This window comes from Streptosporangium sp. NPDC049644, from assembly GCF_040675205.1.
Lineage (GTDB): Bacteria > Actinomycetota > Actinomycetes > Streptosporangiales > Streptosporangiaceae > Streptosporangium > Streptosporangium fukuiense.
Genome location: NZ_JBFAOJ010000076.1, coordinates 27,877 through 49,194, shown reverse-complemented (window position 1 = coordinate 49,194; position 21,318 = coordinate 27,877). Strand labels below are relative to the sequence as shown.

Annotated in this window: 18 protein-coding genes; 14 read left to right on the top strand and 4 right to left on the bottom strand. The window is 71.0% G+C overall.

The window, feature by feature from the left end; translation table 11 throughout:
* The first annotated feature begins 256 nt into the window (after positions 1-256).
* A complete protein-coding gene (locus tag AB0J58_RS32405) occupies positions 257-553 on the top strand; it encodes a hypothetical protein (protein ID WP_364223041.1) in 297 nt (98 codons plus the stop codon).
* A 153-nt stretch (positions 554-706) separates the two neighbouring features.
* Here AB0J58_RS32405 and AB0J58_RS32400 read toward each other — a convergent pair whose 3' ends face one another.
* Positions 707-2,176, bottom strand: coding sequence for a hypothetical protein (locus tag AB0J58_RS32400; protein ID WP_364223038.1), 1,470 nt, complete (start codon positions 2,174-2,176; stop codon positions 707-709).
* A 396-nt stretch (positions 2,177-2,572) separates the two neighbouring features.
* Between AB0J58_RS32400 and AB0J58_RS32395 the strand changes: the two genes are divergently transcribed.
* The 10 genes from AB0J58_RS32395 (at position 2,573) to AB0J58_RS32350 (ending at position 13,935) form a co-directional block, all read left to right on the top strand.
* The gene (locus AB0J58_RS32395) at positions 2,573-3,631 is read left to right on the top strand and encodes a hypothetical protein (protein ID WP_364223035.1); all 1,059 of its coding nucleotides are present in this window, start codon (positions 2,573-2,575) and stop codon (positions 3,629-3,631) included.
* Positions 3,631-4,491 carry a hypothetical protein gene (locus AB0J58_RS32390; protein ID WP_364223032.1) on the top strand — a complete coding sequence of 287 codons (861 nt, stop codon included), beginning with the start codon at positions 3,631-3,633 and terminating at the stop codon, positions 4,489-4,491. The genes AB0J58_RS32395 and AB0J58_RS32390 overlap by 1 nt, the downstream gene beginning before the upstream one ends.
* 26 nt (positions 4,492-4,517) lie before the next feature.
* Entirely contained in the window at positions 4,518-5,219 is a 702-nt protein-coding gene (locus AB0J58_RS32385; protein ID WP_364223029.1) for an HAD family hydrolase, read from the top strand.
* The gene (locus AB0J58_RS32380) at positions 5,209-6,120 is read left to right on the top strand and encodes a hypothetical protein (protein ID WP_364223026.1); all 912 of its coding nucleotides are present in this window, start codon (positions 5,209-5,211) and stop codon (positions 6,118-6,120) included. Before AB0J58_RS32385 ends, AB0J58_RS32380 begins: the two co-directional genes overlap by 11 nt.
* Positions 6,117-6,911, top strand: coding sequence for a hypothetical protein (locus AB0J58_RS32375; RefSeq protein ID WP_364223023.1), 795 nt, complete (start codon positions 6,117-6,119; stop codon positions 6,909-6,911). The genes AB0J58_RS32380 and AB0J58_RS32375 overlap by 4 nt, the downstream gene beginning before the upstream one ends.
* Before the next feature lie 26 nt (positions 6,912-6,937).
* On the top strand, positions 6,938-7,669 hold the full coding sequence (locus AB0J58_RS32370) for a hypothetical protein (protein WP_364223020.1): 732 nt from the start codon (positions 6,938-6,940) through the stop codon (positions 7,667-7,669).
* 416 nt (positions 7,670-8,085) lie between these two features.
* Positions 8,086-9,144: a phosphotransferase gene (locus tag AB0J58_RS32365; RefSeq protein ID WP_364223018.1), complete on the top strand. Its 1,059-nt coding sequence runs from the start codon at positions 8,086-8,088 to the stop codon at positions 9,142-9,144.
* Between the two features lie 73 nt (positions 9,145-9,217).
* Complete coding sequence (locus AB0J58_RS32360; RefSeq protein ID WP_364223046.1) at positions 9,218-11,959, top strand: hypothetical protein; 2,742 nt, start codon at positions 9,218-9,220, stop codon at positions 11,957-11,959.
* Between the two features lie 180 nt (positions 11,960-12,139).
* On the top strand, positions 12,140-12,547 hold the full coding sequence (locus tag AB0J58_RS32355; protein ID WP_364223015.1) for a GIY-YIG nuclease family protein: 408 nt from the start codon (positions 12,140-12,142) through the stop codon (positions 12,545-12,547).
* An 824-nt stretch (positions 12,548-13,371) separates the two neighbouring features.
* Positions 13,372-13,935 (top strand): carboxymuconolactone decarboxylase family protein, encoded by a 564-nt coding sequence (locus AB0J58_RS32350; protein WP_364223012.1) that lies wholly within the window; start codon positions 13,372-13,374, stop codon positions 13,933-13,935.
* Here AB0J58_RS32350 and AB0J58_RS32345 read toward each other — a convergent pair.
* Positions 13,908-14,999: an LLM class flavin-dependent oxidoreductase gene (locus AB0J58_RS32345; protein ID WP_364223043.1), complete on the bottom strand. Its 1,092-nt coding sequence runs from the start codon at positions 14,997-14,999 to the stop codon at positions 13,908-13,910. The two genes, AB0J58_RS32350 and AB0J58_RS32345, sit on opposite strands and share 28 nt — an antisense overlap.
* 343 nt (positions 15,000-15,342) lie before the next feature.
* On the opposite strand from AB0J58_RS32345, the gene AB0J58_RS32340 reads away from it, so the two are divergent.
* Both AB0J58_RS32340 and AB0J58_RS32335 read left to right on the top strand, forming a co-directional pair.
* On the top strand, positions 15,343-16,137 hold the full coding sequence (locus AB0J58_RS32340; RefSeq protein ID WP_364223009.1) for an SDR family oxidoreductase: 795 nt from the start codon (positions 15,343-15,345) through the stop codon (positions 16,135-16,137).
* Between the two features lie 147 nt (positions 16,138-16,284).
* Positions 16,285-18,198 carry an FUSC family protein gene (locus AB0J58_RS32335; protein ID WP_364223006.1) on the top strand — a complete coding sequence of 638 codons (1,914 nt, stop codon included), beginning with the start codon at positions 16,285-16,287 and terminating at the stop codon, positions 18,196-18,198.
* Positions 18,199-18,223: 25 nt separating this feature from the next.
* Here the strand turns inward: AB0J58_RS32335 and AB0J58_RS32330 are convergent, their stop codons facing one another.
* Positions 18,224-19,597, bottom strand: a complete 1,374-nt coding sequence (locus tag AB0J58_RS32330) for a gluconate:H+ symporter (protein ID WP_364223003.1) — start codon at positions 19,595-19,597, stop codon at positions 18,224-18,226.
* On the bottom strand, positions 19,594-20,226 hold the full coding sequence (locus AB0J58_RS32325; RefSeq protein ID WP_364223000.1) for a gluconokinase: 633 nt from the start codon (positions 20,224-20,226) through the stop codon (positions 19,594-19,596). The genes AB0J58_RS32330 and AB0J58_RS32325 overlap by 4 nt, the downstream gene beginning before the upstream one ends.
* Before the next feature lie 408 nt (positions 20,227-20,634).
* Between AB0J58_RS32325 and AB0J58_RS32320 the strand changes: the two genes are divergently transcribed.
* Positions 20,635-21,294 carry an HAD family hydrolase gene (locus AB0J58_RS32320; protein WP_364222997.1) on the top strand — a complete coding sequence of 220 codons (660 nt, stop codon included), beginning with the start codon at positions 20,635-20,637 and terminating at the stop codon, positions 21,292-21,294.
* The last annotated feature ends 24 nt before the right edge of the window (positions 21,295-21,318 follow it).

The window sequence follows — 21,318 nt, the reverse complement described above, 5'->3', positions numbered from 1 at the left end:
GGGGCATCGCGATCCATCCCGGTTCATGTCAGCCGACGCCATTCTGACGACATCAAGCACCAACTGCCCGAGTTGATCTTGCTGAGATCACCTCATTGACCATCTGGTCCGGCTCGCGGAAAGTGTGAAAACGACGGTCCTTCTTCACGGTCACCCGGCGACCCGGCAGGAGATCCTAAACGCACCGACCGAACCCAGCCCCGCCGAGGACCTGAAGGACGTCAATAACCTGGTCAGACGACTACAGGAGTAGCTATTGCGCGAGCTCCGGATCACTGAGCACACTGAGACGATTGTCATGAAGTGGAAGGCCGGAGCTACGCCAGAGGACCGGCAGCGCGTCGAAAAGCTCCTCGCAGCAATCGCAGATCTTTCTGCAATGAAAGGAAAATTCCATTGGGAAAAAGATTCCACTGACCCGACCATCACCGTCTTCAAGCCTCGTGAGGGACTTTTGGTATTGGTCCGAATGTGGACTGATGATCCGGCCAACAATCCGGATCAATTTGATGTCGTCACGATCGTGGATGCCGGTGATCTCAGCGGCACCTGAGATCTACCCCCGAGCCCTCAGCAGCCGCACAAGCCGCCCGCGAGAAACTCGGCGCCGACGCTCCCTGCGACAAAGTAATGATCCTCGCCCGCGACGGCCTGCCCTGAGACGCACGCTCTATCCGTGACCTGCTCGCCCGCGTCGTCGCCCGCCTCAAGATGCCGCTAACGCCGCGTGGAACTCGCGGACTTTCGGCTGGGTCGGCCAGTGGCGATCCAGCAGGTCCCGCAACGGCCCCAGCTCAGCGACGACATGCTTGGACCCAGATCGACGAGCCTCGCTGAGGCTGGCGATCCCGGCGATCGCAGCGGCGTCCGGGGTTCGGCCAGCGGCGTGCGCAACACCAAGACGAGCCAGATGCGCCGCCCGATCCCGGTGATGGGTGACGGGCAAGCCGGTCAGTTGCGCCTGCAAAATAGTGACGGCCAAACCGGGCTGTCCGGCAGCCACGTAGCAGGTGGCGCGCTGAAGCTCGCCGAACTTCGAGCCGTAGAACCTCAAGTAGGCGGGGCCGTCTGGGCTCGGCGCAGTCGCCAAGAGCTCATCGGCGGTGTCCAAGGAGGTAGCGTCGATCGTCCCTGTTCCGGCGTGGCCTCGCGCCTGGTAGAGGTGGGCGACGGCCTGCAGAACCGGCGGCGTCTGCCACGCGGTGCGCTGAGCGGCTTGGGCGAACTCGATGGCGCGGGGGAAGTCAGCATGATCGAGGGCGAGCGACGCGGTGCGCAGCATCATGTACGTCGCCATGGAGGTATCACCCGCCTCCAACGCCCATGAGGTGGCTTTATCGGCCCAGTGGCGGCAGCCGTTGATGTCTGCGATCTCTCGATGAAGCCACGACAGGTGCTCGGCGATCTCGGCTTGCAGGCCGCGCAAGTCACGCCGCAGTTGCATGCCTGCCTCGTCGCGGCTGGCGGCGATATCACGCAGCGTGTCAGTGAGGGAGTCGATGTGCGCGGAGGGGGTAAGGAGATGATGGCCGGCCTGGTGGGCGGTCAGGACCCGCCGGAAGGAGTCGGCGGGGAGGCCTGTTTCGGCGACCGCTGGGGTGAGGTCCGGCAGTAGCGCCGTCAAGCCGCCTGCGGCAAGCAGCGCGTTGAAGCTGCGACGCGACATGGTCACGATGATGATCCCTTCGCCGATGGGAGTTCGCAGAGCGACGACCGCATCGTTGTCGCAATGTCCGGGGTAGCTTGCCTCGTGCGGGTTCCGTAAGGCCGCGAGGACATCGGTGATCACCTCGTAGGGGACGGTGACCGCCGATGGGATGGAAAGGCGATCCGGCCCGTACAGCAGGTCATCGACCAAGCACCCGTACAGGGCCGATAGTCGGCCAAGGTCCTCCAGGGAAGGGGCGCGGGCGGAGGCCGATCCGGCCGTCCCGGGACCGCGCCACCGCTCCCAATAAGAGATCTGCTTGTAGGTTTTCGGGGCGGCTCCTGGCCAGCGCTGGTTGTACCGGTCGGCGACCTGCGCCTGGCTGAGACCCAGCGCGTACCGGTAGGCGACACGAGGGTTCAGGTGCCACTGCTCCATGAGCGTGATCGCGATCTGGGACGTTGCGGAACTGTCGCGGCGCATCCGCGCGGACAGATCCTTGATCCGTCTGCGCGCCTCGGCGTCCATCCCGCGCACCTCCTAGCCGTGAGCACAGCTCATCCGACTGTAGCCGCCTTAGTAAGGCTTGCCCTCCCCTCGCGCAGGGGAGAGCCGCACCCTGGAGTTCTCCCCGCGATCAGGGGTCGCCCGGCTGTGCCGCCTACCTGTTTATTCAAGACGGCCACACCGATCACGGGAAGGGGTCAGCATCGCGGTGGCGGCATCCGCCGTCCCTTACCGAACCGCGCGGGTCGGCGCTCGACGCGCAGCTTCGAAGAGGGAAGGAGCCTTTCTGTGATGAATCCGCAGGCCAGCACACTCGTTTTCGCGTCCGACGCCGGTGAGGATCCCGGCGCAGACGCCCCAGTGGGGGACCAGCCGGGGCAGGCGCCGCAGGCTGGCGGCGTTGCTTCGGAGCGGGCGGTGGATCTGCTGCTGCACCCGTGGCGGCTACGCGTCACCGGTGACGCGGACCTGGTGGCGGGGGTGGCCGCGGTGATGGTGCCGCCGTGCACGGTGAGCGACGCCGGCCCGGCCGCGGACTGGACGATCCGCGTCGAGTACGACGACCACGACCAGGTGCCCGGCGACGTTGACGCGCTGCTCGCCGACCGGCCCGCCCTGGTGTCGCCGCACGGCGGCCCCCGCCTGGCGGTGGCCGGTACGGGAGGCGGCCTGCTGCGGCTGCTGGGCGTGTACCGGCCTGGGAGCGCCGCGGCTCTGCTGGAAGTCGACCGGGCGCGGCGCCTCACCCGCGTCGCCGTCCCCAGCACGGGGCCGGGCCTGCGCTGGCCCGACTGGCTGGCCCGGTTGTTCTTCTCCTCGCGGATGCTGGACGGCGGGTGGCGGATGCTGCACGCCTCCGCGGTGACCGTGAACGGGGCGGTGGTGTTGTTCGTGGCCGGTTCGCGGGGCGGGAAGTCCACGCTCGCGCACCGCGCCTGCGACGAGCTGGGCGCCCGGTTCATGGCTGATGACCTGGTGATGGTCAGGGAGGGTGGGGTTGTCGCCGGGTGGCCGACCCGGGTCGGTGTGCCCGCGGAGCTGGCCGTCCCCGCCGGCGGGCAGGAGCAGCGGCGTGTGGTGGCCGGGATGTTGCGGCGGCGCACGCTGTTCACACCCGGCGAGCACCGCGCGGTCGTCGACTGGGCGCCGCCGGCCCGGCTGGGCGCGGTGGTGCACGTGGTCGCCGACCCCGAGCCCGCGCAGGACCGGCCGATGCACGCCATCGGGTTGGAGCCGTCCGAAGCGGAGGCAGTACTGGCAGGGGCGGCCGGAATCGCGGGGCAGCGGCTGTACTCCACCGACCTGCTCGGGGTGGTCGGCGGCCCGCAGCCAGGCGGGAACGGCTGGCCCGCGCCTGGCTGGGGTGCGGTGCTGGCCGGGGTACCCGCCGCCCGCCTGATGGTGCCTCACCTGCGGGAGTTGCCGCACGCCCCGGTGTGGGAGTCGCTGGCCGAGCTGCTGAAGGTGACAGCGTAATGGGCTCCGGAACCGTTGCCCGCCGCCTGGTGGTGGTGCCCAGCAGTGGCCGCACCCTGGCCGTTGTCGCCGGCGAGGACGTCATCGCGGCGTGGCCGCACATCGCGCCGCATGTGCCCGGCGCCTCCGCTGAGCTGCTGCCTCCCGGCGACGAGCTGGCGGCCCGAGGGGTGGCTGTGCCGGACGCCCCGCCCGACGCCCGCCGGGTGATCAACGCGCATTTGCATGTGGTGCACCTGGCCGCTGGAACCGTGTGCGTGCACGCGGTGGCGATGTACCGGCCCGGCGGGAAGGCGGTGCTGCTGCTCGGCGATCACGGCGCGGGGAAGACGTTGGCTGGTTTGGCGCTCGCGGCGCGCGGCTGGCAGTGGCTGGCCAGAGACGTCACCCTGGTCGACGTCGCCGCCGACGGCGGCCCCTTCGTGCGGGGAGGCACCACCGCCATCCTCGGCCGGCGCGGCGCGGTGCGCCGCTGGTTTCCCGAACTGGACCTGCCCAAGGCGGGGCCGGCCATCGTCGACCTGCGTCGGCGTAACCCGGTGACGGCTGGGCGGGTGCGGGTGCCGGTGGCGGCGGCGATGCTCGTCTCCCTCGACACGGCCCCTCCCGCAGCAGGCGGTGTTGTCGAAAGCGTGGACCGGCATACGGGGGCCACGGCGTGGCTGCGCGGCAGCGGGCACCTGCTGGATCGGCTCCTGGATGACGGGGAGCAGCCGCTGCGGCTGCTGGAGGACGAGCACGTCCAGCGACAGCGGCTCCGGTACGTGCACGCCCTGACCGGGGCAGTCGGCTTCTACGCGGTGCGCGGCACCCCGTACGACATCGCCACCCACGCCGAACGCCTGTCCGGGGATCGGTGAGCGGTGTGAAGGAGACGAAGCAGGCGGTGCCTGTGTCTGCGGTGGCGGTGGACTTCGGCGGCACCCTCGCCCGGCCGGGGCCCAGCCCGGATGCCGCGACCGTGGCCCGCATCCTGTCGGAGCTGGGCGGCCCGGTGATTCCCGGAGGGTTCGCCGCCGCCCTTGAAGGGGTGGTGTGCCGGACGCGCGCCGTCGACAGGCCACGCCACGAGCAGACGCCGTTCGCGGAACTGCTGCGCCTGGCCGCAGCGGAAAGCGGGGCCGTGCTGGGCGACCCGCAGGCCCTGGCGCGGGCGGTGTTCACCGCCGTCCCCGACGCCGAGGTCGACCCGGTGGCCGCACACGCGCTGCGGAACCTGCACGAGGCGGGCCTGGTGTGCGTGCTGGCGTGCGACACCCAGCGGCCCGAAAGTGTGCGCCGCGCCACGCTGCGGCGGGCCCGCCTCGGCGACTGCTTCGACGCACTGGTGCTGTCGAGCACGCTCGGGGTTCGTAAACCGCATCCGCGGTTCTACGCCGCCGTGATCGAAGCGGCGGGCTGCCCGCCGGAGCAGATCGTGTTCGTCGGCGACACCCCGAGCAAAGACGCCGTTGGCCCGCTCGCCCACGGGATGCGCGCGGCCCTGATCAACCCGGCCGGCCGGCCGCCCGGCCTGGATCCGCGCATCGGTGTGATCGCCCACCTGAGTGAGTTACCCGCCTACCTGGGGAGCCTGCATGCCCACTGATCGCCCCCGCCCCGCCCGGATCCGGTACGCGGGCACGCGGATCCGCCTCGCCGAAGGCCGTGCTCATCTGCTTCCCGCCGCCGCCGTCGCGGACGGGATGACGCCGGCCCGGTTCAGCGTGCTCAGCCCCGGCACCGAACGCCGCCACCTGCGCGCCACCTACGGGCCCGCCGGTTCCCGCGACGCCGGCTACATGACGTTCAGCGGCGACATGGTGGCCGGGTGGAAGCTGGCGGCGGCACCGCACGGCGCCGCATTCGACGCCTCCGCTGAAGGCGTGCTCGCCGCGCCGCCCGGCACCCGGGCGCAAGCCGCCGCGGTAGCCCGCTTCCAGCAGCTGGCGGTGCTCGGCCTGGACCGGCTGCCCGGCCGGGCCGATTTGGGCGAGGTCGTGCTGGTCGGCTCCGGGCCGGTCGCGCTGGGCTGCGCCCTGGAGCTGTATCGGCGCGGCGCCACCCGGGTACGGGTGCTGACCTCCCGGCCGGACCCGTTGATCGGCCGCGTGCCCGGGGTGGAGTGCGTCGCCGCCGTCGCCCAAGGCAGCGCCGGCGTGGTCGTGGACGCGGCCGGCACACCGCGCCGCGCCGCCGACCTGCTCGCCAAAGGCGGCGTCCTGGGCCTGCTGGGCACCCCGGACCCGGTATCGCAGCTGCCGGCGCTTGACCTGCACCGGGCCGGGTGGACGGTCGTCGGCATGCACGAACTCGTCGCAGGCCCCGCCTGCTACCAGGACGCCTACACCACGGCGGCGGCCTGGCTCACCTGGCACCTGGACCCCAGCCTGGTCGACGGCTGGTGCCGGACCGTGCCCGGCGAGGCAGCGCCCGCCGTGTACGGCGCCCTTGATGGCCCCGGCCGCCCCGCCGAACCCGTTGTGATCTTCTCGTGGGAGGTGTCGTGAACACCACCCCGGTCGGGCTGTACAGCATTTCGGTGCGCGGCCTGAACGTCCCCGACCTGCTGGCCTGGGCCGCCTCCCACACCATCCCGTTCGTGCATCTGCGCGGCGGCCCCCGCGGCGTCGACCTGGCCTTCCAGCCGGCGTCGACGGTGTGGCGGTGGCGGAAGGCCGCGGCGGAGACGGTGCCGATCACCGGGGTCACCGCCGACATCGACGTGGCCGACCTGCTCACCGGCGACGCCCGCACCCGCAGGCGGGCGGCCCGCGACGTGGCGGAGGTCGCCGAAACGGCGGCGATGCTCGGCGCCGGATGGGTGCGGTTGCTGGCCCGCACCCCGCTGACCGCATCCGACCTGCACCAGGGGGCCGGTTTGCCCGTTCTGGCCGACAGTCCGATACCGGTTCTGATCGAACCCCACCACCCCGGCTGGGTTGCCCCGGACACGCTGCGGCCCTTCCTTGATCTGGTGGGCGCCTGCCCGCAGCCGGGGTTGCTGGCCGACACCGCGCAGCTCGCCGCCGCCCTTCCCCCCGGCTCGGAGGGCGCCTCCTGGTTGGGGCCGGTCCTTGACCACGCCCGTGTGCTGCACCTGTCGGATCCGGGAACCGGGTTGGATGCGGCCGGGCATGCTGTCGTCGCTGCTGCGGCCGCCGATCGGATCCGGGCCGGGCAACGGCTGGAGATCGCCGTGGAATGGACCGGCGCCGACCGCAGCCCCGACGAATGCCTGACCCGCTACCAGGAGGCGACCGCCTGGTGGGGCCGACTCGCCACCGCGTACCGGCAATGAACCCGCCGCCGCTGGCAGGAGGGTGGGTGGTGGTCACCGACTACCCGGCGTGGCCGAGCCCGTACTTCGCCGAACTGCACCGCCACGCCCCGCCCGGCCTGCCGCTCGGCTTCACCTCCAGCCTCGACGCCCTGCCCGAACAGCCCACCCAGCCAGGGGTGATCAACGTGCATCGGCTCAAACGCCTGTACCGGGGGGAGGGCGGCCAGCGCACCCTGCCTGCGGCCAGAGCGCTGCGCGGCGGCGGGTGGCGCATCGTGTGGACGGTGCACAACCTGCTGCCCATCGACGGCGGCCCGCCCCGGGACGCCGACTGGTATGCCGCGCTCGGCGTGCTCGGCCTCGCCGACGCGGTGCTCACCCACACCTGCTCCGATGCGCTGTACCTGGCCCGGTTGACCAAAGCGCCCGTTGTTGTCGCCGGGTGGGGTGGGCTGAGCGTTCCCCACCGGGTTGCCCCGGCGCCGGAGCCGGTGCGCGCCCTGGTGCGGCGGCTGCGCGCCGCCCCCTGCTCGGTGCTGGCTGTGGGAAACCTCACTCCGTACAAGGGGCTGCCCGCCGTCGTGGAGGCGTTCACCGCGCACACCCGGCGGGCGCAGCTGCTCATCGCCGGGCCGTGCCGCGACGACGCGGTGGCCGCCGACCTCGCCGCGGCCGCGCAACGCAGCGGCGGCCGCGTCCACGTGCACACCGAACGGGTACCGCCCGAGCATGTGTACCGCCTGTACCGGGCGGCTGACGCCGCACTGTGCCCCTAACGGGTCGACGGGCAGTGGGGGGTTTTCACCGGGGTGCTGTATCCCGGCTCGGTGAGTACCGCGCTGGAGTTCGGCACCCCCGTCATCGCCCCGGACCTGCCCCCCATCGCGGAGATGACGGTCGGCTTCCCGGCGTGGCTCTACCCGCCGGGTGAAGGGCCCGGTCCGGCGTTGGCCGCCGCCGAAGCCGCCGCCCGCCTCCCCGTCCGACCTCGCCGCCGGTTCGAGCGGGCGGGCAGCGCGAGATGGCGGGCCGTCACCGCGACCTACCGGCAGGTCTTCGAACGGTTGACCGGCGCGAACAGTGCGCCGGGCGGGCCGGGGCGGGGTAGCGTGACGGCTTTTCCGGGCCGGCCCCCGGCGTTTCGCGCCTGCCTGACTCCACGCCTCCAGAACCACAAGCAGAGAGGGTTTTCATGCCTGACTTCGCCGCCGCTTCTTCGCCGCCTGAGCAGGTCGGCCGCCTCGCCGCCGCCCTGGTCGCCTCCTACGGGTTGACGGTGCACGCCTTGGCGCGGCTGCCCATCGGGCAGGGCACCGTGAACTACCGCGCCGACTGCGCCGACCGGCAGGTGTTCGTGAAGAACTACCCACCCGGCACCGACCTGTCCGCGGAACGGGAAGCGATCGCCCTGTCGACCCAAGCGTTGAAAGCGGGCATTCCCGGCGCGCGGGTGCTGGTCAACCAGGCAGGTGACGTCATCGACACCAGCGGCCCGCTGCCTGTGTCGGTGTGGGAGTGGATGCCCGGCCAGGTCGTCACCCGCCTGTCGCCCGCCCAGCTCGCCGCCGCCGGCGCCGCCCTGGGCCGCATCCACGCCCTGTTCGCCAACCACCCCGCTCACGCGGCCGCCGCGCCTACGGTGGAGCGGTGGTTCGGCATCGACGTCGATGGCCTCACCGCGACGATCGACCAGCTGCTCGGCATCATCGCCGACCGGAGTCGTACCGGCGCTGCTGACGCGTTCGACGCCGACGCGCAGCGCACGCTCTTGGAGCGCCGCAGCATGCTCGCTCATGTTCCGGGGCTGCTCGCCGACCTGCCCGCGGACCTGACCGTGCAGGTCGTGCACGGCGACTACTCCCCGGTCAACCTCCTGTTCACCGGGGAGAGACTGTCGGCGGTGCTGGACTTTCGGCCACCGGACCCGTTCCTGCTCGCCTACGACCTGGGCCGCATGGCGTTCTACCCCAACACCGTCACCGGCGGAGGCTGGTTGGACGCCGCCGCGACCTTCATCGGCGCCTACCGGAAAGCCCACCCCGAAGTGGCCAGCGTGGACGTGCGCGCCTGCGGCCGGGTCGCGCTGCTGCAGCTGCTGAAAAGCCTGTACGGGGTCAAACAGCATTACCTCAAGCCCGGCCTGGTCCAGGCCGACCTGGACGCCTTCTGGCTGACCCGCCACCAGGCGGCGACCATCCTGTTGTCCGAGCTGCCCGCCACCGACACGCTGCTGACGGAACTGGCCGACTGACCTGCCGCGCGTCGCGTTGACGACGTGCGTTTGAAAAATTTTCCCCCGACACCCCAAGGGAGATCCCGTGACCATGGACACCGTTCACGCGTCCGCTACCAGCGCGACCTGGGACGTCCTCCGTGGGCCTATCCCGCCCGACGCCCTGCCCGCCGGAGCGGCCGAGGTCGCCGAACGTCATAGCCTGCGCGTCCACCAGTCCGGCCCGGACAGCCTGCTCCTGGCCGACACCGACGACGCCCCCCGCGTCGCCGTGCGCTGGCACCCCTGCACCCTGGACCGGCCCGACACGCTCAGCCACGTCCTGCCCGACCAGCAGCCCGTCGAGATCCTCCTCGACGTCCACCCGGGCGGGCAGGAAGCCGCCGAAGACCTGCGGGCGTGGCTGCGGGGCCGGCTGCGCTGCTACGACCCGGCCGAGCTGGGCCAGCTCGCCGCGAGCATGCCGCTGCTCGTCCGCTTCGCCACCCGCGACGCGCACCTCGACGGCTGGGCGGTGATCTTCCGTGATCATTACGTGGAGAACACTCTGGCCTTCCTGCTGGCACTGCAGCGGTCCGGCATGCCCGCCGAATGGATCTACGCGTTGGCCAAGGGCGACCGCACCCATAACCGTGACCGTGTCCACGCCACGCTTCTGGCCCGCGGGTGCGGCAGCGGCCTGCTCGACAACACCGCGATCAACGCCCCGGCCGGCCACGCCGCCGACCTCGCCCACGCCCTTACCGGGGTGGACGCGTTCATCGACGCCGCCCACGCCGCCGGCCGGAAGGTGCTGGTCATCGACGACGGCGGCCTGCTCGCCCAGGGCTACGGCTGCGCCGGTGCGCCCCGCCGGGTGGACGCCGCCCTGGGGCTGACCGTGTCCGGGCTCAAACGCATCGCCGCGGCCGGGCCGATCAGCATCCCGGTTTTCAACCTGGCGCGTTCAGTGTTGAAAACGAACCTCGGCTACCCGGAGATCGCCGACTCCTGCCTGCGCAGGCTGCGTGGGCTGCTGCCCGCCGTGAAGGTCATCGGCCGCACGGTGCTCGTGCTCGGCTACGGTACCCTGGGGTCGCGGCTGGCTGCCGCGCTGCGTGCCCAGGGCTGTCAGGTTCACGTCGTCGACCCCGCCCCGCTCGCGTTGATCGCCGCCGCCGAGGCTGGCCACCCCACCTACCGCTCCGCCGCCGACGCGTTGCGCACGGTGCGGCCGTTCCTGCTGGTCGGCACCACCGGGGAGGACGCGCTCACCGCCGAGGCGATCAGGCTGCTGCCCGAAGGGGTGGTGTTGGCGCCGTGCGCCACCCGTGACTTCGCGCTGCTGGCCACCGACCCGGAACTCACCGAAACAGCGGTGGAGATTCCCGGCGTCGGCCGCCGCTACCGGCTGCGCGGCGGCGCCCAGGTGACGGTACTCGGCGACGGCCGCTCCCTGAACCTGTTCGAAGCCGACGCCATCCCCAATCAGGGCTACGACGCCTACCGGGCCGGGACGCTTCTCGCCGCGAAAGCCCTTTGCTCCCAGGCCGGCACGCTGTCGCCCGGCGTGCACACCGGCGTCGTCGACGACATCATCACCGCATCCGGCCTGTACGACGCCTACTACGACACCTACCTGGCCGCGGGCGCACCTGACCGGCCCGCCGGGCCGGTACGGCTGCCGGAGATGACGGTGTGCGTGGTCGGCTACGGCGCGGCCGGCCGCCTGCACGCCCAGCTCCTCGCTGACGGCGGCGCCCAGCTGGTCGTGGTGGACCCCAAGCATCAGGACCTGCCGAAGGGGTGCCGCACGTTCAGCCACGGCGTCGACGAGCTCCCGCCGCAGGTCGCCGCCGGCGTCGGCATGTGGTCGGTGTGCTGCCCCACCGCCGACCATGTGTCGGTGCTGCGATCGATCCTCGCCCACGACCCGCAGGCGCGGATCCTGCTGGAAAAACCCGCCTGCCAAGGCCATGAGATCGGCGAGCTCACCCGGCTGGTCGGCGAGCATCCGGCCGCCCGCGTCATGGTCACCGACCAGTACCGGCACGCCCGCGCCCTTGACGTCGCCGCCGGCCTCATCGAGGAGCACGAACCTGGCACCCCGATTCATCGCCTCACGGTGACCTTCACCAAGGATCGGAGCGCTGACATCGCCGGCGGCCGATTCGTTGACCGCTCCTACGGGGTGCTCGGCTACGAGTGGCTGCACATGCTGGCCGTGCTGCGCCGCTTCCTGCCCGCCGACGTGTTCGCCACCTACCTGGCGTCGCCCCCGCGGCAGGCGACGCTGCGCGCCATCTACGACCCCAGGCTGTTCGTGTCGACCCTCACCGAGCACACCACCCTCCACACCGGCGACGCTCGGCTGCATGTGGAGCTGCACTCCAGCATCACCAACCCCGCCGTCGTCCTGGGCGGGATGTCCGAGCGCGCTGAGAGCGGGTGGCGGTGCGGTATCCGCCCCGCCGACGACCGGCACCGGTACCTCATCGTCGACGTCGGCCGCACCCGCATCACCGTGCACCTCGACCCGGTCACCACGGCCGGAGGCTGGCAGCTGGACCGCAACCGTCACCGCATCGTCGTCGAACGCGGCGGTGATGCGCTCTGCGACCAGGTCATTGAAGACTCTCCGCTGCAGACGGCTATCCGTGCCGCCGCCGTCGCCCTGACCGGCTCTCAGCTGCTGCCGTCGCTAGACCTGGGTCCGCTGCGGAGGATCACCGCGCTTGCCGAGCACCTGCGCGCCCAACAGCCCGAACAGCAGCAGGCGCCGTTCGTCGGCGGTTCCGTCCCAGCGCGGGCCGCGGCCCTGACGGTGCGCGACGACCGGGTGGCAGCCGGCTAAAGAGATCAGTCGCCGCTGTGTCCGCTCATTCTCGATTCTCACAACCCGCGTGCCTTGCTTCATGCGAGGGGGGCGGCGGCAGCTGCTGCTCGGAAAACCGCCGGGTTCTTCCGGTCTTTTAAGGAACACGGAAGAGGAATACCTCTTTAACGGTAAAGATATCCACTAGGCGGAATCTTGATGGGTACGTTGTATCGCTTCTTCGACCAGGACGGGACGCTCCTCTACATCGGGATCACCGAATCGCCGCTCGTACGCCTGGACGGGCACGCGGCCACCCAGCCTTGGTGGGGTGAGGTCCGGTCGGCCACCTACGAGCATTTTCAGAGCCGGGCGGAAGCGCGTGAGGCGGAGCTCAACGCCATCCGGTCCGAGCGTCCCGCGTTCAACGTTGAGGGCAACGGCGACCCGCGGCTTTCTGAGCGGCTGACCGTGTGGGACGCGCGGATGCAGCGCCGGGCGATAGCCGCCGGACATGCGTTCCACGGAGGGCCGGATCACCGTCAGCCGCCGTACGACGTGCCATGCCCGATGCCGATGTGCGGGGCGCTGGATTTCGAACCGTGCCACACGGCGGGGGCCGGGTGAAGGAGGAGGCGCACTCGGCGCGGGATCGGGAGTCGTGGAAGGCGCGTCACTGCCGGACGTGTGGCAGGCCGCCCAGGGTGGGAGGTTCCGCGGGACTTTGAGGTGCGGCGGCCGGGTGGTTCCGATGGGAACGGGACGGGAACAGCAGGCCTTAATGCGGTCACCGATGACCACTGGCAATCAATGGAACGCACCCCTTCTGACCAGGGCAACCACATGCAGCTGAATGCAGTCAATGACAACAAACAAGTCGATTAGTGGTTTATGAAACCGCCGAGCACACCAGCGCCCTCACCCGCTCCAAAAAGTCTCGGACCGTGTGGTCCGAAGGACGGCTCGCGTCGTGACGGCGGGCGTCACACACGAGCCTCCCGGGGCATGCGCATACGGCGACGAGCACGTGTGACGCGACGTCCCTGACCGTGATGGCGGCGCATGATCCCTCCTGGTGAAGCTCGACCGGCCTGATCCGAGGATGCGGGATCTCCGGAATCGACCGCAACGCGTTTTCTCCGGGGCCCGGTGAAAACCGGGTGGATTCGCGGCAGGGGAACGGTCTCACCCTGAATATCGGCATGGACCGCCCGGACCGGGAGCGGACCGGGAGTGGTCGCCTGCCGGGTGCCGTGGGCCCGCCGGATCAGGATGCCGCGCGTCACGGGCCGAACGCGTCCGTTCGGCGACCTGCTCCACGCCCAGCCTCGGTCATTGCCAAAGTCGTCAACTGTGTTTACTATATAGACAACCACGTTGACGATATTCCTCGGCGTGCGACCACCCGGCGCGTCTTCCGCGTGCCCGGAGAATCCAGAGAGAAGGCCCCCATGTCCCACGACGTCTTCGTCACCCACACCGCCGAGAGCGCTCCCGCCGCCGCCCGCGCCACGGTCGAGGCGGTGGAGCGGAAATTCGGCTTCATCCCCGCGCCGGTCGGCCGGATGGCCACCTCCCCGCATCTGCTCAAGGGGTTCCTGACGGCCAGCGCCGGTTTCGAGCAGACCTCCCTCGCCCCGGTCGAGCGTGAGATCGTCATCCTGACGGTCGCCACCCGCAACGGCTGCCACGTCTGCGTGGCGATGCACACCGCCACGCTGGTCAAGCTGGATGCGCCGGCCGAGGTCATCGAGGGGCTGCGGGCGCGGAAGCCCCTTCCGGACGCCCGCTCGGAGGCGCTGCGGGCGTTCACCCTCGCGGTGATGGACCACCACGGCGCGGTCGGCGACGAGGAGATGCGGGCGTTCCTCGACGCCGGCTACACGCCGCAGAACGCCCTTGAGGTCGTCCTCGGTGTCGGTGTCTACACGATCTCCACGTTCGCCAACCGGCTGATCGACGCCCCTCTCGACCCGGCGTTCCAGGCCTACGCCTGGGACGGCGACGGCGAGTAGGCGCCCGCCAGGGCCGCGTGGGTGGGGCCGTCCGGCACCCCGGCCGGCCTGCCGGAGGCGAACTCCCGGCGCAGTACCGGGATGACCTCCTCGCCGAGGATGTCGAGCTGCTCCAGCACCGTCTTGAGCGGGAGCCCGGCGTGGTCCATCAGGAACAACTGGCGCTGGTAGTCGCCGAAGGACTCCCTGAAGGTCAGGGTCTTGTCGATGACCTCCTGCGGGCTGCCCACGGTCAACGGGGTCTGGTCGGTGAAATCCTCCAGCGAGGGGCCGTGGCCGTACACGGGCGCGTTGTCGAAGTAGGGGCGGAACTCGCGCACCGCGTCCTGGGAGTTCCTCCGCATGAACACCTGGCCGCCCAGGCCGACGATCGCCTGCTCGGGGGTGCCGTGGCCGTAGTGGGCGAAGCGGTCCCGGTACAGCTCGATCAGGCGGATGAAGTGCTCCCTGGGCCAGAAGATGTTGTTGGCGAAGAACCCGTCGCCGTAGTAGGCCGCCTGCTCGGCGATCTCCGGGCTGCGGATCGAGCCGTGCCAGACGAACGGCGGGACGCCGTCCAGCGGGCGGGGTGTCGAGGTGAACGACTGCAGGGGAGTGCGGAAGCGGCCCTGCCAGTCGACCACGTCCTCGCGCCACAGCTGGTGCAGCAGCGCGTAGTTCTCGACGGCCAGCGGGATGCCCTGGCGGATGTCCTGCCCGAACCACGGATACACCGGCCCGGTGTTACCGCGGCCCAGCATCAGGTCGACGCGCCCGTCGGCCAGGTGCTGCAGCATCGCGAAGTCCTCAGCGATCTTGACCGGGTCGTTCGTGGTGATCAGGGTCGTGGCGGTGGAGAGGATGATCCGCTCGGTCCGCGCGGCGACGTAGCCGAGCATGGTCGTCGGTGAGGAGGGGACGAAGGGCGGGTTGTGGTGCTCGCCGGTGGCGAAGACGTCCAGGCCGACCTCCTCGGCCTTGAGCGCGATGGCCACCATCGCCTTGATCCGCTCGTGCTCGCTCGGCGTCCGGCCCGTGGTGGGGTCCGCGGTGACGTCGCCTACGGTGAAGATCCCGAACTGCATCGTGCTCACCGTCCTCCGTTTCGTTTGAAATTTCAACCACTCTTAACGTCTCAGCGGACGGGTTATTCCTGCCTGCGCCGGCCTCGGTGACCAGGCGGCCGGACAGCGGGAACGACCGCGGACGGACCGCCGGGAAGCCTCCGCCCGGTGCGGAGATCTTCGTGGCAAGTGCGCGCTTCTCCAAAATGATCACCATCCGGGCTTTCCGTACCGCCCAACCCGGGAACGAACAGCGGATCAGCGGGAAGGCGCCCGGTGGAGCACCGCTCCACCTCGTCATCCGGTCGTGAGTGCCCGCCCGTACGGGGAGCGGTTCCATGACAGGTATCCAAGGACATGACGCATGCACATCGATCTCACCGGTAAGACGGCACTGGTCACCGGATCCACGCAGGGGATCGGGGCGGCCATCGCCGCCGGTCTCGCACGGGCGGGCGCGACAGTGGCCGTCAACGGCCGCACCCCCGAGAAGGTGGAGAGCGCCTGCGCCGCGCTGCGCGCGGAGACTCCCGGCGCGCGGATCGTCCCGGTCGCCGCCGACCTCGCCACCGAGGAGGGGGCGGACCGCGTCGTCGACATGCTGCCGGAGGTCGACATCCTGACCAACAACCTCGGAGTCTTCGGGGTCCAGGACGCTCTGGAGATCACCGACGACGAGTGGCGTCGTTACTTCGAGGTGAACGTCCTGGCGGCGGTCCGTCTCACCCGCGCCTATCTGCCGGGGATGGTGGCGCGCTCCTGGGGCCGCGTCCAGTACATCGCCAGCGACTCCGCGATCGTCGTCCCCGCGGAGATGATCCATTACGGCATGTCCAAGACCGCGCTCCTGGCCGTCTCGCGCGGCTTCGCCAAGAGGGCCGCGGGCAGCGGTGTCACCGTCAACTCCGTCATCGTCGGCCCCACCCACACCCGAGGCGTGGAGGACTTCGTCTACGAACTCGTCGACAGGGGCCTGCCCTGGGACGAGGCCCAGCGCGTCTTCATGCGGGAGCACCGCCCGCAGTCCCTGCTGCGGCGGCTGATCGAGCCGGAGGAGGTCGCCAACATGGTCGTCTACCTCGGCTCGCCGCAGGCCTCCGCCACCACCGGCGGCGCGCTCCGCGTCGACGGGGGCTACGTCGACGCCATCCTCCCCTGACCGATGGCACGCGGTGGTCAAGACTTCGTCGGCGAATACCGGGATAACCGGACAGGGCACCCGGGTAGGGGTCGCGCCGTGGACCGTGAAGAGACCGCCTCCGGGCCGGACGCGTCCGGCCTGCCGGCGTACTGAGCACGGCGAGCGATGTCCCCGCTCTTCCGGCGGGCCGCCGACCGGCTGATCGACGCCGCTCCGGGCTGGCTGGTCGAGACGGTCCGCCCGGCACCCGCGGCGCTTCGATGGTGGCCGATGCTGCGCATGGCCGTGGCGGTGACCGTCCCGCTCCTCGCAGGGGTCGCCGCCGGGCACGTCACGGCCGGCCTGCTGTCCGCCATGGGCGCCATGAACGCCGGGATGGCCAACCGGGACGGCCCGTACCGGGCCAGGATCATCCGGATGGGCGCGACCGGGGCCGCCGGGGCGCTGGGGTATCTCATCGGCGCCGCGGTCCGCGACCACGGCTGGTGGGTGGTGCCGGTCATGGTGGCCGTCTCCGTACTGTCCGCACTGATCAGCACGGGCGGGGGCGCGGGCTCGACGGCCGGGCTGCAACTGCTGGTGATGACCGTGATCGCCAGTGGCATAGCACTGCCGGGACCGCCCGGCCTGAACGCGCTGACGTTCCTGCTGGGCGTGCTGTGGGTGATCGCGCTGGGGGTCGCCGACTGGCCCCTCCACCCGCGTGCGCCGGAGGAGACCTCGGTGGCCAAGGTCTACCGGGCCCTCGGCCTGCTGTTCACCGATCGCGCCGCCGACTCCCTGATCACGTTCGACACCGCGCTCAGGAACGCCTACGACACCGTCCTCGGCGCCCGCTCCCCGGTGGGGGAGCTGGATCCCGGGCGTACCCGGCTGGTCGCCCTGCTGAACCAGGCCTCGCTGATCCGCAACGCGCTGCTCTCGCTGTGCCACGAGGAGCGCGAGCCGCCACAGGAGCCGGCGTCCGCCGTCGAGGGCGTCGCCGCGTCGCTCACCGGCGGGCCCGCGCCGGCGGCGGTGCGTCACGAGGGCGACTCACCCGCCGTACGCGCCCTCTTCTCCGCCGTCCAGGGGGCGGTCGACCTGGCATCCGGCGGTGACGTCGCGGCCGACCAGCTGCCGTACGAACCGGTGGGCTACCGCTCCCGGCTCCGGGCCGTCCTGGAGAAGATGTGGTACGGCCACCTCGTCCGGGTCTACACGGTCCGGCTCGCGCTCTGCATGGGCGTCGCCGCCGCGGTCAGCCGGCTCGGCTGGTTCGATCGGTCCTACTGGATGACACTGACCGTCGCGCTGGTGCTCAAGCCCGACTTCGGGTCGGTGTTCGCGCGCGCCGTGCAGCGCGCGCTCGGGACCGTCGCGGGCACGCTGATCGGCACCCTGATCCTTCTCCTGGTGCCGTACGGCCCACTGCTGCTGATCCCCATCGCGGTGTTCGCGGCGCTCCTGCCCTACGGCATGCAGCGCAACTGGGGCCTGATGTCGACCTTCCAGGCGCCGCTGGTCCTGTTACTGGTGGATCTACTGACCCGCGGGGGGCCGGAGCTGGGCGGGATCCGGATCGTGGACACGCTGGTCGGATGCGTGATCGTCCTGCTGCTGGGATACCTGCCGTGGGCCGGGAGCTGGGAGGCGCCGGTCGGGCCCCGGTTCGCCGACGCGGTGTCGGCCACCGCGAACTACCTCAGGTACGCCTTCGAGCCCGAGCACCCCGGCAGGGCGCTGCTCCTTCGCAGGGTGTACGACGCCCTGGCCGACCTGCGGACGGTCTTCCAGCGGGCGATGACCGAGCCATCTGTGATCAGCAGGCGCGTCACCACCTGGATGCCCGCGATGACCGCGCTGGAACGGGTGGCCGACGCGACCGCCGCCACCGTCGCGCGCACCGGGCGCGGCGCGCCGCCCCCGTCTCGGGCGGCGGTGGCGGCCCTGGCGGAGTCCCTGGAGCACATCGCCGGTGACGTCCGCGCGGGGCGGATACCCGGCGAACCCGGGACATGCGCCGACGAGACCCTGGAGCGGATCGACTCCGCCGTACGCGGCCTGCGCGACACGATGGCGGGAGACCACCGGGGCTGACCCCGGCCCCGGGCCGCGCGAGGGCTCACAGGAACAGGCTCAGTGCCAGGACCAGCAGCAGGCCGGTCACCGAGATGACCGTCTCCATCAGCGACCAGGTCTTGATGTTCTGCCCCACGGTGAGCCCGAAGTACTCCTTGACCAGCCAGAATCCCGCGTCGTTGACGTGGGAGAAGAACAGCGAGCCCGCACCGATGGCGAGCACCAGCAGCGAGGTCTCCCCGACGCTGAGGTTGGCGACCAGCGGTGCCAGGATTCCGGAGGCGGTGACCGTCGCGACGGTCGCCGACCCGGTGGCCAGCCGGATGAGCACGGCGACCAGCCAGGCCAGCAGCAGCACCGACAGTCCGCTGTTCTGCACCCAGGTGGCGACGAGGTCACCGATCCCGCTCTCGATCAGCGTCTGCTTGAAACCGCCGCCGGCGGCCACGATCAGCAGGATGCCCGCGATCGGCGGCAGCGACTGCTCCAGGGACTTCGCGATCGCCCTCCGGTCCATGCCGGCGCCGAGGCCGAGGGTGAACATCGCCACGACGACGGCGATCAGCAGCGCCACCAGCGGCGTGCCGAGGAAGTCGAGCACGCCGCGGACCGCGGTCCCCTCGGCGGTGAGGATGTCGGCGAGGGCCTTGCCCATCATCAGCGCGACCGGCAGCAGCACGGTGGCCAGGGTGACGCCGAACGACGGCCGGCGAGTGCCCTCCGTCTCGGACCGGGACTCGTAGAGTTCGGGCGCCGGGACGTCCACCCACCGGGCGGCGTACCCGGAGAACAGCGGTCCGGCGATGGCGACCGTCGGAACGGCGATGAGCACGCCCAGACCCAGCGTGATGCCAAGGTCGGCCTTGAGGGCGTCGACGGCGACCAGCGGTCCCGGGTGCGGAGGGACGAGCCCGTGCATCACCGACAGGCCCGCGAGCGCGGGTATGCCGATGCGGATCAGGGAGACGCCGGAGCGGCGCGAGACCAGGAAGATGACCGGCATCAGCAGCACGAGGCCGATCTCGAAGAACATCGGCAGACCGATCAGCGCGCCCACGGCGGCCATCGCCCAGGGCAGGGATCGGGGACTGGACCTGCCGACGATCGTGTCCACGATCTCGTCGGCCCCACCGGAGTCGGCGAGCAGCTTGCCGAACATCGCGCCGAGCGCGATGAGCGTGCCGACCCCGGCCGCGGTACTGCCGAACCCGTCGGTGAAGGCGGCGATGGTGTCGGTCATCGACAGGCCCGCGACGGCCCCGACGACCAGCGAGCCGAGGGCCAGGCTCAGGAAGGGATGCAGCTTGAAGTACGTGATCAGCAGGACGATCAGCGCGATGCCGATGAGCGCGGCCGGGACGAGCCGGCCGGGGGAGGTCGCGGCGGGCTCGGCGAGGGTGATCAGAACGGTGGTCACCTCGCCCTCCCGGCCTCTCCGCCCCCTCGGGGCCCACCGGGATCGGCGGGACCGGTGGGGCCGGTGGGGCCGGTGGGGTGCGGGTCCGGTCGGGTCCGGGGGCCGGCCGCCGCGGCGAGGTAGGCGTCCACGAGCTCGCCGACGGGCCTGGCGAAGTCGAGAACGATCCCGTGCTCGTCGGGCCCGAGAGGCTCCAGGGTCCTGAACTGCGAGTCGACCAGCGAGGCGGGCATGAAGTGCCCCGGACGGCCGGCGACCCTCCGGCGTACGGCGTCGATCTCGCCGTGCAGATGGACAAAGCTCACCGTCGGCGCGGATTCCCGCAGGATGTCGCGGTAGCTCCGCTTGAGCGCCGAGCAGCTCGCCACCCCGCCGCCGGCGGCGTGCTCGGCGAGCCAGGTGCCGATCGCGCGCAGCCACGGCAGCCGGTCGTCGTCGTCGAGGGGGATGCCCGCCGACATCTTGGCGATGTTGGCCTCGCTGTGGAAGTCGTCGGCGTCGGCGAACGGCACCCGTAACCGCTGGCTGAGGGCGGCGCCCACGGTGGTCTTGCCGGAACCGGTCACGCCCATGACGACGAGTAGCGCGGTTCCAGGAGCCGGTACGGCGTAATCCTCAGCGGGGTTCATGTAGGAGGGCCTCCCATGTCGTTCCGTGCGACAGCCTGACGGGGTTGGTGACGGTCGGCGGGTGGTGTTCGAGATCGGGTGCGGGCACTGACCAAGGACCATGCGATGGCGGGTCGTCTCGGGGGCGACGACCTGACAAGTATGGGACTACACCGGAGCGTCCTGGATAAACTCGATTCTCCGCTCGTTTCAGGCGGCCTCCTCACCGGTCAGGTGTCGAGGACCGAGCCGGCTCCACCCCGGTCACGGTGCCGATCGCGGTGTCCGGGGTGACGCCGACCTGGCAGGCGCCGGCCCCAGCCCTGGCCCTGTGGTTCGGTGGTTCGTAAAGCGCGGCAAGCAGGTTTTTCATCAAGCCCGGTGACGTTCTCCGGAATGGTGTGGTGCGGGCCGGGCACATCCCCTCCCATGGCAGACACCGCCATCGTCGACATCGACGGCACCCTGGTCGACACCAACTACCAGCACGCGCTCGCGTGGTTCCGGGCGTTCGGGCGTTACGACGTGTGGCTGCCGCTGTGGCGCATCCACCGGCACATCGGCATGGGCGGAGATCAGATCGTCTCCGCCCTCGCCGGTGACGACGTCGAGCGGCGGCACGGTGACGCGCTGCGTGACGCGTGGGTGGAGGAGTTCGACGTGTTCCTCGACGAGATCAGGCCCTGCGAGGGGGCCACCGAACTCCTGGACGCGCTCGGCGGGCGCGGGTTCACCATCGTGCTGGCCTCGTCGGGCAGGCCGCAGCACGTCGAGCACTTCATCGACCTCGTCGACGGCCGTTCGCGCTGCCGGGCCTGGACCACCTCGGAGGACGTCGAGGCGACCAAGCCGGCCCCCGACCTGATGAAGGCGGCGCTGGCCAAGGTCGAGGGCGCGTCCGGGGTTGCGGTGGGTGACTCCACCTGGGACTTTCTCGCTGCGGGCAAGGCCGGTATGCCCGGCGTCGCGGTCCGTACCGGCGGCTTCTCCCCTGAGGAACTGCGCGCGGCCGGGGCGGCCCACGTCTTCGACTCGCTCCCCGAACTGATCGAAAACCTCGGGCGCACCCCGCTGCGCGCGCCTCCCTGAGGCCGGTGCCCCGGTCACGCCCGC